At 63.4% G+C, this 14,722-nt stretch carries 12 protein-coding genes and 1 riboswitch; of the genes, 8 read left to right on the top strand and 4 right to left on the bottom strand.

All coding sequences use genetic code 11. The features are described 5' to 3' along the window. The first annotated feature begins 47 nt into the window (after positions 1-47). The 4 genes from V1293_RS18395 (at position 48) to V1293_RS18380 (ending at position 7,497) form a co-directional block, all read left to right on the top strand. A complete protein-coding gene (locus V1293_RS18395; protein ID WP_334511277.1) occupies positions 48-1,469 on the top strand; it encodes a short-chain fatty acyl-CoA regulator family protein in 1,422 nt (473 codons plus the stop codon). 146 nt (positions 1,470-1,615) lie between these two features. Next, positions 1,616-1,832, top strand: a riboswitch (cobalamin riboswitch). Positions 1,833-1,948: 116 nt separating this feature from the next. Next, positions 1,949-4,867, top strand: coding sequence for a ribonucleoside-diphosphate reductase subunit alpha (locus tag V1293_RS18390; protein ID WP_334511276.1), 2,919 nt, complete (start codon positions 1,949-1,951; stop codon positions 4,865-4,867). 27 nt (positions 4,868-4,894) lie between these two features. Further along, a complete protein-coding gene (locus tag V1293_RS18385; RefSeq protein ID WP_334511275.1) occupies positions 4,895-6,025 on the top strand; it encodes a ribonucleotide-diphosphate reductase subunit beta in 1,131 nt (376 codons plus the stop codon). A 248-nt stretch (positions 6,026-6,273) separates the two neighbouring features. Next, positions 6,274-7,497 (top strand): glycosyltransferase family 87 protein, encoded by a 1,224-nt coding sequence (locus V1293_RS18380; protein WP_334511274.1) that lies wholly within the window; start codon positions 6,274-6,276, stop codon positions 7,495-7,497. A 49-nt stretch (positions 7,498-7,546) separates the two neighbouring features. On the opposite strand, the gene V1293_RS18375 is transcribed toward V1293_RS18380, so the two are convergent. Further along, positions 7,547-8,356 carry a sialate O-acetylesterase gene (locus tag V1293_RS18375; RefSeq protein WP_334511273.1) on the bottom strand — a complete coding sequence of 270 codons (810 nt, stop codon included), beginning with the start codon at positions 8,354-8,356 and terminating at the stop codon, positions 7,547-7,549. 290 nt (positions 8,357-8,646) lie between these two features. Here V1293_RS18375 and V1293_RS18370 point away from each other — a divergent pair, with 290 nt between their 5' ends. Together V1293_RS18370 and V1293_RS18365 are read left to right on the top strand one after the other, a co-directional pair. Then, positions 8,647-9,321: a TetR/AcrR family transcriptional regulator gene (locus V1293_RS18370; protein WP_108514149.1), complete on the top strand. Its 675-nt coding sequence runs from the start codon at positions 8,647-8,649 to the stop codon at positions 9,319-9,321. A gap of 91 nt (positions 9,322-9,412) precedes the next feature. Then, positions 9,413-9,838: an OsmC family protein gene (locus tag V1293_RS18365; RefSeq protein ID WP_334511272.1), complete on the top strand. Its 426-nt coding sequence runs from the start codon at positions 9,413-9,415 to the stop codon at positions 9,836-9,838. A 54-nt stretch (positions 9,839-9,892) separates the two neighbouring features. On the opposite strand, the gene pyk is transcribed toward V1293_RS18365, so the two are convergent. Then, positions 9,893-11,329: a pyruvate kinase gene (gene pyk, locus V1293_RS18360; RefSeq protein WP_334511271.1), complete on the bottom strand. Its 1,437-nt coding sequence runs from the start codon at positions 11,327-11,329 to the stop codon at positions 9,893-9,895. Further along, positions 11,326-11,910, bottom strand: a complete 585-nt coding sequence (locus V1293_RS18355) for a DUF1036 domain-containing protein (protein ID WP_442894252.1) — start codon at positions 11,908-11,910, stop codon at positions 11,326-11,328. Before V1293_RS18355 ends, pyk begins: the two co-directional genes overlap by 4 nt. A gap of 196 nt (positions 11,911-12,106) precedes the next feature. On the opposite strand from V1293_RS18355, the gene V1293_RS18350 reads away from it, so the two are divergent. Together V1293_RS18350 and V1293_RS18345 are read left to right on the top strand one after the other, a co-directional pair. After that, positions 12,107-12,409, top strand: coding sequence for a DUF1244 domain-containing protein (locus V1293_RS18350; RefSeq protein WP_334511270.1), 303 nt, complete (start codon positions 12,107-12,109; stop codon positions 12,407-12,409). A 274-nt stretch (positions 12,410-12,683) separates the two neighbouring features. Further along, positions 12,684-12,956, top strand: a complete 273-nt coding sequence (locus tag V1293_RS18345) for a DUF2312 domain-containing protein (RefSeq protein ID WP_247518467.1) — start codon at positions 12,684-12,686, stop codon at positions 12,954-12,956. A gap of 140 nt (positions 12,957-13,096) precedes the next feature. On the opposite strand, the gene V1293_RS18340 is transcribed toward V1293_RS18345, so the two are convergent. Next, complete coding sequence (locus V1293_RS18340; RefSeq protein WP_334511269.1) at positions 13,097-14,722, bottom strand: DUF882 domain-containing protein; 1,626 nt, start codon at positions 14,720-14,722, stop codon at positions 13,097-13,099.

The following is a 14,722-nucleotide window of genomic DNA, read 5'->3' as shown; positions in this document are numbered from 1 at the left end:
TTGCGAAGAAAGTCCGGCTGATTTGCAAAGTTTGCGAAGGTGATGCGATGAAAAAGACCTTCATGGGCGTGCGGTTGAAAAGACTGCGTGAGGAGCAGCAGCTGACGCAGGCGGCGCTTGCCGGCAAACTCGGGATCTCGCTCAGCTACCTCAACCAACTGGAAAACAATCAGCGTCCGCTCACCGTGCCGGTGCTGCTGGCGCTAAATTCGGTGTTCGGCCTTGACGTGCAGTCATTCGCCGAGGGCGACGAAGCGCGCCTGATCTCGGACTTGCGCGAAGCGCTGGCGGACCCTTCACTGGGAGAGTCGATCGCAATCGCCGAGCTTCGCGAACTCGCGCAGAACATGCCCGCAGTCGGGCGCGCGCTGGTCAATCTCAACCGCAAATACCGCCACGCCGCCGAGCAATATGCGGCCATTTCCGCGCGGCTCGGCGAGGACCGCCAGGCCGCGGCGGCGGTGCTGCCGTCCACGCCGTTCGAGGAAGTCCGCGACTTCTTCTACGTGCAGCACAACCACATTGCCGAGCTTGACGATGCCGCGGAAGCGATCGCCGGCCGGATGGAATTGCCGATCGGACGGATGACGCCGGGCCTGGTGTCGTATCTCGAAAGCCGGCATGGCGTGACTGTCCTGATCGACGCGATCGACCAACTGGGATCGGGAACGCAGCGCCTGTTCGATGGCCGCACGCGAACGTTGCGGCTGTCGCCGAGCCTTGATCCGGGCCAGCAGGCGTTTCAGCTCGCGACGCAGATCGCTATTCTGGAGCTGGACGAGGCGATACGGTCGATCGTCGACAAGGCAAAGTTCACCAGCGACGAAGCGCGCGGTCTCGCCCGCATCGGACTCGCAAACTATTTCGCCGGTGCGCTGATCTTGCCTTACTCCGTTTTCCTCGACGAGGCGGAGCGGTGCCGTTACGACATCGAACTGCTCAGTCACCGGTTCGGCGTGGGCTTTGAAACGATCTGTCACCGGCTGAGCACCCTGCAGCGTCACAATGCGCGGGGCGTGCCGTTCTTCTTCATTCGCGTCGATCGCGCCGGAAACATATCAAAACGCCAGTCGGCGACCGATTTCCATTTTTCGCGGGTCGGCGGGACGTGTCCGCTGTGGAACGTTTATGAGGCCTTCGCCAGCCCGGGGCGTATCCTGACGCAGCTGGCGCGGATGCCAGATGAGCGAACCTATCTCTGGGTTGCCCGGACGGTGTCGCACGGCCGAGGAGGGTACGGCGCGCCCGCCAAGACGTTTGCGGTTGCGCTCGGATGCGATGTTCGCCATGCGGAGCGAATCGTCTATTCGCAGGGCCTCAAGATCGATCCGTCGCTGGCGACGCCGATCGGCATGGGCTGCAAGGTTTGCGAACGGCCGGATTGTCCGCAACGCGCGTTTCCACCGGTTGGCCGGGCCCTTCGAATCGACGAGACGCGATCCCGATTCGCGCCCTATGCCACGTCATGAGCTGAAGCGGCCGGGATATCGGGGAAAACGGCTTTCAAGCCAAGCAAGAATCAGGTTCCCGTGCTTCTCATCCACCGGCCGGATAATTTTTTCTTGAATAGCGGGCATTGATCTTAACGGCCCATTGACACTCCCTCGCGAATATTACCACATGTAGATGTCACGGTCCGCCAGACCTCAACAGCTGGTGGCTAAGAGGGAAGCCGGTGTATCGCGCGAATGCGCGAGAATCCGGCGCTGCCCCCGCAACTGTAAGCAGTGAGTCGTTCCCGATTTCACGTCACTGATGCGGCCACGCATTGGGAAGACCGGGCACGACGCTGACCTGCGAGCCAGGAGACCTGCCGCGACACCAAAAAACGTCCACGGGCGGGGTGTCCCGGCGGTCGCTCGCAGAATCATGCCGGTGCCTTGCGCCGGGAATTTAATGCAGCGTCGCCTCAAGACATCCAGTCCCAACAACACTACGGGGTCTGCCGATGTCGCAATCTTCTCAACTCGTTTCTCCCGAAGCCAAAGCCGCTCCCTTTCTCGCGTTGCGTACCGAATCGTCAGCTTCGCCGGAAGGTGCGCTGTCGATGCAGGTGATCCGCCGTAACGGCACGGTTTCGAAATTCGATGCCAGCAAGATTTCGGTCGCCATGACCAAGGCGTTTCTCGCGGTCGAGGGGCATGGCGCGGCCGCCTCACGCCGTGTGCATGAAATCGTCGAGCAACTGACCGCCGAAGTCGTAGGCGCCTTGTCGCGCCGGATGAGCGAGGGCCGCACCTTTCATATCGAGGATGTGCAGGACCAGGTCGAACTGGCCTTGATGCGCAGCGAGCACCATAAGGTCGCGCGCGCCTATGTGCTTTATCGCGAGGAGCGCACCCGACAACGCGCCGGGCAGGAAGCGGCCAATGCCGCCAAGCTGTCGGGGGAGCCTGCGCTGCGTGTCACGCTGGCGAGCGGCGTTCAGGTTCCGCTCGATATCGCGCGCCTGACGCTTATCATCGAGGAAGCCTGCGCCGGTCTCGACGGCGTCAGCGGCGCTGCCGTGCTCACCGAGACGCAGCGCAATCTCTACGACGGTATCGGCGAGGGCGAGCTGGCGCTGGCATCGGTGATGGCCGCACGTACGCTGGTGGAGCAGGAGCCGGACTACGCCTATGTCAGCGCGCGGCTATTGCTCGACAAGCTGCGCACCGAGGTGCTTTCGTTCGTGCTTGGTGCGCCGACCAGCGCGTCGCAGGCCGACATGGCCGTGCACTACGGCGAATACTTCCCGGCCTACATCAAGACCGGCATCAAGGTCGAATTGCTCGATCCCGATCTGGCGCGGTTCGACCTGAAGAAGCTCGCCGCAGCGCTGAAGCCGGAACGCGATCTGGCGTTTCAGTTTTTGGGGCTGCAAACGCTCTACGACCGCTATTTCCTTCATGAGCGCGGCAACCGCATCGAACTGCCGCAGGCGTTCTTCATGCGCGTTGCCATGGGCCTTGCGCTGCGCGAGATCGACCGCGAGGCGCGCGCCATCGAGTTTTACGATCTGCTGTCGTCGTTCGACTTCATGGCGTCGACGCCGACGCTGTTCAATTCGGGAACGCTGCGGCCGCAATTGTCGTCATGCTTCCTCACCACCGTTGCCGACGATCTCGACGGCATCTTCAAGTCGGTCAAGGACAACGCGCTGCTGGCGAAATATTCCGGTGGGCTCGGCAACGACTGGACCCGCGTGCGCGGGCTCGGCGCCCACATCAAGGGCACCAATGGCGAGAGCCAGGGCGTGGTGCCGTTCCTTAAAGTGGCCAACGACACCGCGATCGCGGTCAACCAGGGCGGAAAGCGCAAGGGGGCGGTCTGCGCCTATCTCGAGACCTGGCATATCGACATCGAGGAATTCCTCGACCTGCGCAAGAACACCGGCGACGATCGCCGCCGTACCCATGACATGAACACCGCGAACTGGGTGCCTGACCTGTTCATGCAGCGCGTCGAGGCCGATGGCGAATGGACGCTGTTCTCGCCGGACGAGACGCCCGATCTGCACGACCTCTACGGCCAGCCCTTCGCCGAGCGCTATGCGGCCTATGAGGCAAAGGCGGCTCGCGGCGAGATCCGCGTGTTCAAGCAGGTTCGCGCCACGGATTTGTGGCGCAAGATGCTGACGATGCTGTTCGAGACCGGGCATCCCTGGATCACGTTCAAGGATCCCTGCAATCTGCGCTCCCCGCAGCGCCATGCCGGCGTGATCCATTCCTCGAACCTCTGCACGGAAATCACGCTCAATACCTCCGACGACGAGACGGCCGTGTGCAATCTCGGCTCGATCAATCTGCTCAACCATGTGCGGGACGGGCGGCTGGATGAACCGCGGCTGCAGCGCAGCGTGGCCATTGCGATGCGGATGCTCGACAACGTCATCGACATCAATTTCTACACCATCCCGGAAGCACGCCGCTCGAACCTGCGGCACCGCCCGGTCGGTCTTGGGCTGATGGGCTTCCAGGATGCGCTGCAGGCGTTGCGGATCGCGATAGCTTCCGATGCGGCGGTTGCCTTCGCCGATACCAGCATGGAGATGATCTCCTACTACGCGATCTCGGCCTCGGTCGATCTGGCGGCCGAGCGCGGGCGCTATCCGTCGTTCGATGGCTCGCTGTGGAGCCGGGGCATTCTGCCGATCGATTCAATCGAACTGCTGGCGGAAGCCCGCGGCGGTCTCGCGATGGATCGCGGCATGGCGCTCGACTGGGATCACTTGCGCGAGCGCGTCAAATCATCAGGTATGCGCAATTCGAACGTGATGGCGATCGCGCCGACGGCGACGATTTCCAACATCTGCGGCGTGGCGCAGTCGATCGAGCCCGCCTACCAGAACCTCTACGTCAAATCCAACATGTCCGGCGACTTCACCGTGGTGAACGAGTTTCTGGTGCGCGACCTCAAGGCGCGTGGGCTGTGGGACGAGGTGATGGTCAACGACCTCAAATATTTCGACGGCAGCGTTGGCGCCATCGATCGCATTCCCGACGACCTCAAGGCGCTCTATGCCACTGCGTTTGAGATCGACAGCGCCTGGCTGATCGAGGCGGCCTCGCGGCGGCAGAAATGGATCGACCAGTCGCAGTCGCTCAACCTCTATATCGCCAATCCCAGCGGCAAGAAGCTCGATGCGCTCTATCGGCTGGCCTGGGCGCGCGGGCTGAAGACCACCTACTACCTGCGCTCGCGCAGCGCGACGCATGTCGAAAAATCCACGCTCCGGGGCACCGACGGCAAGCTCAACGCCGTTGCGGCCGCGCCCGCGCTGTCGGCCGCTGGGCCGATCATCGTCCCGTCCGCCATCACGGCGCCTGACCTGTCCGGCGCGGTGGCGTGCTCCATCGACAATCCCGAATGCGAAGCCTGCCAGTAAGCAGACAAGAAAAGAAGGAAACCGACAATGCTCGACTGGTCAGAACCCGCTGCGCCCGTGCGCCGGATGCCGCCTCCCTTGGTGGCGCAAACCACTGTTGCGGCCGATCAAACCGGCCTCGGCGCCATCGACCGCAGCGGCGGCAGGGTATCCGTGGACGACAAGCGCATGATCAACTGCCGCGCCGACGTCAATCAACTGCTGCCGCTGAAATACAAATGGGCATGGGAGAAATACCTCGCCGGCTGCAACAATCACTGGATGCCGACCGAAGTCTCGATGCAGGCCGACATCGCGCTGTGGAAATCGCGCGACGGCCTTACAGAGGATGAACGCCGCGCCATCAAGCGCAACCTCGGCTTCTTCGCGGCTTCCGAAAGCCTCGTCGCCAACAACATCGTGCTGGCGATCTACCGCCACCTGACCAATCCGGAGTGCCGGCAGTATCTGTTGCGGCAGTCCTTCGAGGAGGCCGTTCACACCCACACTTTCCAGTACATCGTCGAAAGCCTCGGCCTCGACGAGGGTGAGCTGTTCAACATGTACCGCGAGGTGCCGTCGATCACCGACAAGGCGGCGTGGGCGCTGAAGCATACCCAGCATCTCGACGATCCCGATTTCAGGACCGGGACGCCGGAGGCCGACCAGGCGTTCCTGCGCGATCTCGTCGCCTTCTACGTCATCTTCGAGGGCATGTGGTTCTATACAGGGTTTGCGCAGATCCTCTCGCTCGGCCGCCGCAACAAGATGGTCGGCATCGCCGAGCAGTACCAGTACATCCTGCGCGATGAATCGATTCACCTGAACTTCGGCATCGATGTCATCAACCAGATCAAGATCGAGAATCCGCATCTGTGGACCAAGGCGTTTCAGGACGAAGTCCGCGCCATGGTGCGCGAGGCGGCGGAGCTGGAAGCGGCCTACGGGCGGGATACCATGCCGCGCGGCTTCCTCGGCCTGAATGCGGCGCTATGCGAGAGCTACATGCACTTCATCGCCAATCGCCGCTGCGCGCAGCTCGGGCTGGCGCGGCTGTTCAATGAGACCGAAAATCCGTTTCCCTGGATGTCGGAGGCGATGGACCTGAAGAAGGAGAAGAATTTCTTCGAGACGCGGGTGATCGAGTACCAGAACGGCGGCGCGCTGAGCTGGGAGTAGGGGGGCTCCCTCGACAATGTCGTCCCTGCGAACGCAGGGACCCATAACCGCCGTTGTTGATGATTTAGGGTAGGCGTCTCCTTTGGGTGCCATCATTGATGGATCACGCGGTATGGGTCCCTGCGGTTCGCAGGGACGACATAAAATCCAGCCGTTGCTGCGCTAAAACTTAAGATTTCCTCAATTCGGCCCGGTCTATTGCTTTAGGGGCGTGCGCTTTGGGACAGGCGCCCGAGCAAGGATGTCGCATGGCCGCCTCTCACTCCACCTTCAAGCCCGCACCGGAGCAAACCGCAATTCCCGCGTGGCTCGTCAGGGTCTGCTTAGTGCTGGCGGTTGCGAACGTGAGCCTTTGCCTGTCGGCGTATTTCTCACACTGGTGGGTTTACGATCCGAACGGGCTCGGCATCCCGACCGATTTCATCAACGTCTGGGCGGCCGGCCGCCTGGTGCTCGATGGTGTCCCGGCTCAGGCCTATGACTGGGACATCCAGAAGCAGGTCGAGGTCGCAAAACTTGGCCAGGGTTTTGTCGGCTATTTTGCCTGGCACTATCCGCCGCCATTCCTGTTCGTCGCATCCATGCTGGCGCAGCTTCCCTATCAGGTCGCGTTTATCGGCTGGGTCGTGGTCAGCTTCCTGCCCTTCCTTGTCGCGATGCGCGCGATCGTCGGCCGCAACTTCGGCTATCTGCTTGCGCTCGCCATTCCGATGGCGTTCATCAATGCGCTGGTCGGGCAGAACGGATTCCTCACCGCGGCGCTGATCGGCGGCACGCTCTATCTGATTCCGATGCGGCCGGTACTGGCGGGCATCTGTCTCGGGCTTTTGACGTACAAGCCGCAATACGGGCTGCTGTTTCCCATCATGCTGATCGCAGCCGGGCATTGGCGCGTGTTCATCAGCGCCGGCGTAACGGCGGTGGTGCTGGCCACCGCTTCCTGGCTTGCCTTCGGTATCGAGAGCTGGCTGGCGTTCTTCCACTGGATGCCGAAATTCTCGCAAGCCTTCCTGACCGAAGGCAAGGCCCCATGGTGGAAGATGCAAAGTATCTTCTCGCTGGTGCGTTACTTCGGCGGCAGTGAGCCGCTTGGCTGGGCATTCCAGTGGGTTCTCACCGCCTCCGTGGCGGTGGTGCTGGCGCTGATGTGGCGAAGCCGCGTGCCCTACACGTTGAAGGCCGCAGCGCTCGCCGCCGGTGCGCTGCTGACCACGCCCTATCTGTTCATGTACGACATGATGGTGTTGGCGATCCCGATCGCCTTCCTGGTTCGCATCGGATTGAAGACCGGTTTTCACACCTACGAGCTTCCGGTGCTCGGCGCCGTCGTCGCTCTCATCGGCTGCTACATCTTCACGGGTATTCCGACCGGCCTTGGCGCCACGCTGGTCTTGTCCACGCTGATCCTGCGCCGCGCCGGATCGTGGTGGCAGCATGAGCCGGCGCCAAAACTCGTCGCGGCAGGGGCGTGAACGGCGCGAGGCGATGGCGGCGCTATCGCGCGCTTTTAATCACCGCGCGCTATCGGATGAACGCCGCCCACAGGGCGGCATTCGCAAGCGTGCCGGCCTCGTTCATGTGGCAGCCGTCAGGACTGCGGCCCTCATTTCCAATCGTGTCGGTGTCGGGCCCAGGGCGGATGTTCAGGGCTTCATTGACCGCGGATAGTTGACCGGCACGTACCGCAGCGGTGTTGTTCAGCCCAACGTAGTTGCATTTTGTGCTACGTGACAGATAGAAAGGCGCATCGAAACCGGCCGCGCGAAATCGCTTCGCCAACTGATGCAACAGCGAAGCATATTCTTCGGCAGTCGTCGTCGATACCGCATCCGTTTCCCCCTGCTGAAACAGAATATGCGTCGGCGTCAGTCCGGCTGCCTTCAGCTTCGAGATGCCATTGGTGATCAGAACCGCTCCCTCGTTGTTCAGGAAAGAGAGCGAAGCGCCGCCCTTGGCAAGGGGGACGAGAATCACGCGATCGTAGCGTCCGGCCTGGATCAGGATGTCGCCGAGACGCGTTGCAAAGCTCCCGCCGATGCCATCGGTGCCGAGCAAGGGATCGACTGCGGCGAAGCATTTGCCGGTCGCGGGATCGAAATTGTCGACGGCTTCACGCGCTGAGTGTCGCGCGCTTCCGAAGTTGGCCGCGTTGCTCTGGCCGTGCACGACGATGATGGCTGTCCTGCCGGATATGGGGCCGCACGGCCGCTCGTTTCGTGCTGGCGGCTCAATTGCGGAAAAATCGGTGTGGGGAGTGGCGGGGGTCACGAGCTTATAGCCGATCGTGCCGATCAGCACCCCACCCAGCAGGAACGCCACTTTACGCCGCAATGGAATGGTCTCCGGATAGCTCGGTTCTCGTCGAAGCCGCACGGCATCCCGCGATGGCCGCATTCAGGGCCGAGCGCACAATCGGAGGCTGCCCTTTCGGCAAGCTAGCGGATCGCCGTTGCGATCCTGTTAACGGTTCGGAAAGTCTTGAAATCGTCTTGTCATCAGGCGTGAATAGTTGTTCACTTCTTCAAAGCGGTGAGTGTGCTTATCGCTCAAAGTGTTGAAGGTGTGCGCGTTCTGGCAGGCTCCACGGGGCTCGAGGGCGCGCTGGGGACGGAAGACGCGCCATGGTCTATCGGCGAACCCATCAGGTCGTAAAGCGGCTGGCGGCGCGGCGTAGCGCCATCCTGGCGGCGGCGCGGGACGCTGCGGCCGAGGGCGGCATGGCGGCGGTGCAAATCGCCCCGGTTGCGGTCCGCGCCAATGTCGCGGCCGGCACCGTCTACCGTTACTTCCCCTCCAAGGCTGAGCTGATTTCCGAACTGATCGCCGAAGTGTCGCGCGACGAACTGGCCGCGATCCGCCGCGCGGCGGATGCAGCTCCAGGGCCGTCCTCGGCGCTTGCCGCCGCCGTCACTACCGTTGCCGTGCATGTGCTGTCGCAGCGCAAGCTCGCCTGGGGCATTCTGGCCGAACCTGTCGATGTCGACGTCTCCGTGTCGCGGCTCGCCAGCCGCCGCGAAATCTCCGGCGAGATAGCCGCCAGAATCGACGCTGCGGTGCGCGCAGGCCATCTGCCGGCGCAGGATACGGCGCTCGCCGCGACTGCGCTGCTCGGCGCGCTGCATGAATCGCTGGTCGGCCCGCTGGCGCCCGAGAACCTGGACGATTCCGCGAAGCTGCGCGACGCCGTGCAAACGGTCACGTTGTTGGCGCTGCGCGCCGTCGGCGTGATGGATGCCCGCGCCCGCGGCCTCGTCGTGCAGGCGGTGCTGCCGGCGAAAGCGCTGGTCGGGGCTTAGAAATTTCTCTCCTGTTTGCGCCACGCCTTTGTCGCAACCATTTGCCACGCTGCGGCTTATCGACGGGTTCAACCCTGATCAGGAGCATGCGATGACGACGACATCAGGATCCGCCAAATGGCAGGGCGGCATCAAGGACGGCAAGGGCGCGATTTCGACCAAGAGCGGCGCGCTGAACGATTATCCTTACGGCTTCGCCAGCCGCTTCGAGGGTAAGGCGGGCTCCAATCCGGAAGAATTGATCGGCGCCGCGCACGCCGCCTGCTTCACGATGGCGCTGTCGCTGATTTTGGGCGAAGCCAAGCTCACCGCCGAGCACATGGAAACCAAGGCCGACGTCACGCTGGAAAAGCAGGGCGATGGTTTTGCGATCACCTCGGTCCATCTGACGCTGAACGCGAAGATCCCGGGCGCGGACAAGGCGACGTTCGAGGGGCTTGCAGGCAAGGCCAAGGCCGGCTGCCCGGTGTCGAAACTGCTGAATACGAAAATCACGCTGGACGCGACGCTGCAGTAACTGGCGTCGTCATTTCCGGGGTCGCGCCCGCGCCCCGGAATGACGACTACGCCGTCACTTCTCCGCCGCGCCCTCCGGCTCGACATTGGCGATGCGCACCATGTTGGTGGTGCCGGGGATGCCGAGCGGCACGCCGGCGACGATGATCACGCGCTGGCCGGCCTTGGCGAAGCCGTCACGAAAAGCAATGGAGCCGGCGCGATCGACCATGTCGTCCTGGTCGTGGGCGTCTTCGGCCACCACGCAATGCACGCCCCAGACGACGGACAATTTGCGGCCCGTCGCGAGGTTAGGCGTGATCGCCACCACCGGCAGCTTCGGCCGCTCGCGCGCCACGCGGATCGCGGTCGAGCCCGACGAGGTCCAGCAGATGATCGCCGACAATTCCAGCGTCTCGGCGATCTGCCGCGCGGCGTCGGCAATCGCATCACCGACCGTATTTTCCGGTTCAGAGCGCTGCGCCGTCAGCACCGTGCGATAGGTCGGGTCGCGCTCCACTTCCTCGCCGATGCGATTCATGGTCGAGACCGCCTCGACCGGGAATTTGCCGGCGGCGGACTCCGCCGACAGCATGATGGCGTCGGCGCCTTCATAGACGGCGGTGGCGACGTCGGAGACCTCCGCACGCGTCGGCACCGGCGCCTGGATCATCGATTCAAGCATTTGCGTCGCGATCACCACCGGCTTGCCGGCACGGCGCGCCATCCGCGTCATTTGTTTCTGCAGGCTCGGCACCCGCTCCAGCGGCAGTTCGACGCCGAGATCGCCGCGCGCCACCATCAGCGCGTCGGAAGCGTCGATGATTTCGGCGAGCCGGTCGATCGCCTGCGGCTTCTCGATCTTGGCCATCACGGCGGCGCGGCCGCGAATCATCCGCTTGGCTTCGTTGACGTCCTCGGCGCGCTGCACGAAGGAGAGCGCGATCCAGTCGACCCCGGTCACAAGTGCGGCTTCAAGGTCGGCGCGATCCTTCGGCGTCATCGCCGATACCGGCAAATCCGTATCGGGCAGGCTGACGCCCTTGCGATCAGACATCTTGCCGCCGATCACCACCCGCGTCACCGCGCGCTCGGGCGAGGTTTCCTCGGCGATCAGGCGCACCTTGCCGTCGTCGAGCAGCAGCGCATGGCCCGGCCGAAGGGCGGCGAGGATTTCCGGATGCGGCAACTGCACGCGGTTGTTGTCGCCCGGTGTCTTGTCGGAATCGAGCACAAAGCTCTGGCCGTTCTTGAGCTGGGTCGAGCCTTCGGCGAAGGCGCCGAGCCGCAGCTTCGGTCCCTGCAGGTCGACCAGGATGCCGATCGGGCGGCCGTAGCTGCTCTCGACATTGCGGATGGTCGAGACCAGTTCGCGCATCTTGTCGTGTGGCGTGTGGCTCATGTTGATGCGGAATACGTCCGCACCGGCCTCGAACAGCTTCCGGATCATCGCGCTGTCTGACGATGCCGGGCCGAGGGTTGCGAGAATCTTGATGCGACGGAGCCGTCTCATTGCTTGGGCGCCGGGGCTGGCGGCGACAGACCCGGTCCGCTCGGCGGATTGGACAGGCCGGGAACCCCGCCGGGGCCGCCGGGTCCCATTGTTCCCGGAATTCCCGGCACGCGCTGCGCGGGTTGCTCGTTGGCTTCGGTCAGTTGCACGGTCCACGCTCGCTGTTCGCCTGTGTCGACCTCGAAGAACCCGGTGCGGTCGTAGCCGCGCGCCAGGCAATTCTCGGTACCCTTGATGGTGAATTCCTTGTCACGCGAACACATGAAGGCCTGTCCCGACCATTCGCCGCCGCGGTCATAGTCGAGCGCGTAGATGTAATAGTAACGCGCGACAAGAGTTCCGCGCAGCAGCGTCTCGCAACTGCGCGATGATACGTTCCACCAGCCTTCGGTGGTCCAGCCCTCGGCGTCCTTGTAGCCCAGCGCAATGCCGACCCGGCTGGAAGTGTTGTTGCAGAGCCGGAAATCGGCCGCCGCCGGACTGTTCCACAGGCAAGCCGCCGCCAACGCGAGTATCGGCATCAGGCCGGCGGTCATGCGTGCGGGGAGGGGGGACAAGCGGCGAGAATCTTTTCCGGTCATGCAGCGAAGCTATATCAAATCATTGACGATTTCGCGTGACCCGGCGGGACCTGTCAACGGCCGGGCACGCCTTTCCCGCGCTATGGGAAACCGGGACGCCACGTGCGATACCAACTTTTGCGCGCAGATATGGCAAAATCTGTGACAATTCCCACCTGAATGTGCTCTGCCCCATATGACGCAGGACCCCAAGACCATGACAATCGACGACAAAACCAGAACGGAACTGGAAGCCGCCGTTTTCCGGCGCCTGGTCAGCCACCTGCGCGCCCGGACCGACGTCCAGAACATCGATTTGATGAATCTGGCCGGCTTCTGCCGCAACTGCCTGTCCAACTGGATGAAGGAAGAGGCCGACGCCAAGGGGGTCGCCGTCAGCAAGGACGAGAGCCGCGAGGCGGTCTACGGCATGCCCTATGAGGAGTGGAAGGCGAAACATCAGGGTACTGCCACGCCCGAGCAGTTAGCGGCGATGAAGAAGGCCCAGAGCGGGCATTGATTTCGTTCTCGCCCCTTGTTCGTCATGGCCGGGCTTGACCCGGCCATCCACGTCTTCCTTGCCGCGACGTCGTTAAGACGTGGATGCCCGGGACAAGCCCGGGCATGACGAGGGGAGAGACGCATCTCCTGTGGGCGCGCTGTGGATGAGCGCGATGTTTCCTTGACGCAAGGGCCCCCGATCTTGAGGGTCAATCCTGAAAAAAGCGCCGTGCGGTAACGCGTGCGGCGCTTGATCTTTCAGCACCACCTTCAGTTCCATTCAGGAGTACCCGATGGCCACCTCCGCCGCCGCCGTCCAGGACGAGCCCGCGACAAAATTCGCCAAAGACCAGCTCAAGGCCATCATCGAGCGCATCGAGCGTCTGGAAGAAGAAAAGAAGACGATCTCCGACGACATCCGTGACGTCTATGCCGAAGCCAAGGGCAACGGTTTTGACGTCAAGGCGCTGCGCACCATCGTGCGGATGCGTAAGCAGGATGCCAATGAGCGCGCCGAGCAGGAAACCATTTTGGAGACCTACATGCAGGCGCTTGGGATGCTGTGAGGTGCCTCATGATGTCATACGCGGGCAAAAGCGCGAAGCGCGTCTTTCGCGCTACGTGACCCGCGTATCCATCAAACTTCAGAAAGACTCATACGAGGGGGATGGATTGCCGGGTCAAGCCGGGTAATGACGACGAGCGCCTAGTGCAGCGCTGCGGTGCGCATCACGAACGACTGCGTCGGCAGTTGCGCGGTCGCCGATCCCGTGAAGCGATCGCAGGTCATGCCCATCATCGGATCGTCCGAGAAGGTCATGGCGATCGCGGCCTGCGGCTTGACGAAGTGGCTGCGCATCTGGGTCATCTCGGTGTCGCCGAGCACGGTCGTCGACATTGCATTGCTCGCGCTCGGCGCCAGCATTACCACCCGCATCCAGATGCTGTTGCCTTGGGCGGCGGCGAGACGGGTCGAGGTCGCAACCACGCTGTCCTGACCCTGCGCGCCACCCTGCGGTCCCTTGGCGACCACGGTATTGATTTCGGTCGCGGCGGTGCCGGCATTGCGCGCCGGACGGGCGGGACGCGGCGGGACCGGCGCGGAGGCGGCGACGACGTTGGCGCGATCGACCGGCGAGGAGGCGGCCGGCGCGTAGGCCATCGCCCTGTTGAACGATTCGGTGACGCTGGCGGTCGGCTGCGGATCGGTGGCGGCGGCGAGCGCCTGGCGTGCGCGCAGCGCTGCGACCTGGGCTGGGGTAGCCTGGTTCGCCGCCGTCGGTATGTCGTCCCAGAAGCCGCGGGAATTGATGATATCGGCCGGCGTCTGCGGCTTCGGCTCGGCGGAAGCCTGCGCAGCCTGGTTCGCTTCAGGCCTGGACTCGGGCTTGGCTTTGGCCGCCGACACGATCTGTGCGTCGGCCGAGGCTAGCTGAATGGTCGAGCCGACCGGCTTTGCGCGCGGCGTCGGAACCGGATCGGCGGATTTCGCAGTCGTCACGCTGGCCGGAGCGGGTTTCTCGGGCTTGGCGGGAACGCTGGCGCCCTCGTCATCCTCGTCGTTCGACTTGCCGCCCTTGAACAGCGCCGCGAACAGGTTCGGCATCTTGCCGACGGTGGCGGCGTCGCTGCCATTTCCGCGGCGCTCGATGTCGGCGCGGGCGAGCTCATAGCCCTTCATCGGACCGCCATTGGAGGGCAGGTGGACGGTACGTCCATCCGGGAACACCCTGGCGAGTTGATCGTGGGTCATGCGCGGCCAGTGGCGGACGCTGCCGGTGTCGAGATGGACGAAGGGCGATCCCGAGGTCGGGTAGAAGCCGACGCCGCCGCGCTGCAGGCGGAGCCCCGCGGCGCGGATCTGCTCCAGCGGCACGTCCGGGATGTAGAAGTCCATCGCGTGGCCGAGCATGTGCTGGCTGAAGCGCGCCACGCCGGAAGAACGGCGGCGCAGCATGGCGTTGGTGGCGGGGGAGCGGTAGGCGGAGATGATCTGGATCGGCTTCTTGCCGTCGACGTCGCGGTAGACTTCCCAGATGATGTCGAACAGATGCCGATCCATCGTGGTGGAGTCCTGGCTGCGCCAGTCACGGAGGAAGTGATTGATCTTCTTCAGTGCCTCTTCGTCGTAGCGGCCGTCGCGCTTGAAGGTGACGGTGAGGTCTTCGTCGGAATGGGTGTGGTGGAAGGAGAGCGTGCGGGTTTCGTTCAGCGCCGTCGCGTCATGCACCGAGCCTGCTCCGGCGAGCAGCAACAGCGAAGTCAGGCCGATCCGATATCCGGCCTTTGGCAGAGCAAGCAAATTGTATTGGCGCGCGAGACCAACCAGCAC

The organism is Bradyrhizobium sp. AZCC 1693 (assembly GCF_036924745.1).
Taxonomy (GTDB): Bacteria; Pseudomonadota; Alphaproteobacteria; order Rhizobiales; family Xanthobacteraceae; genus Bradyrhizobium.
Note: the sequence above shows the minus strand (reverse complement) of the source record. Positions and strands in the feature narration are given on the sequence as shown.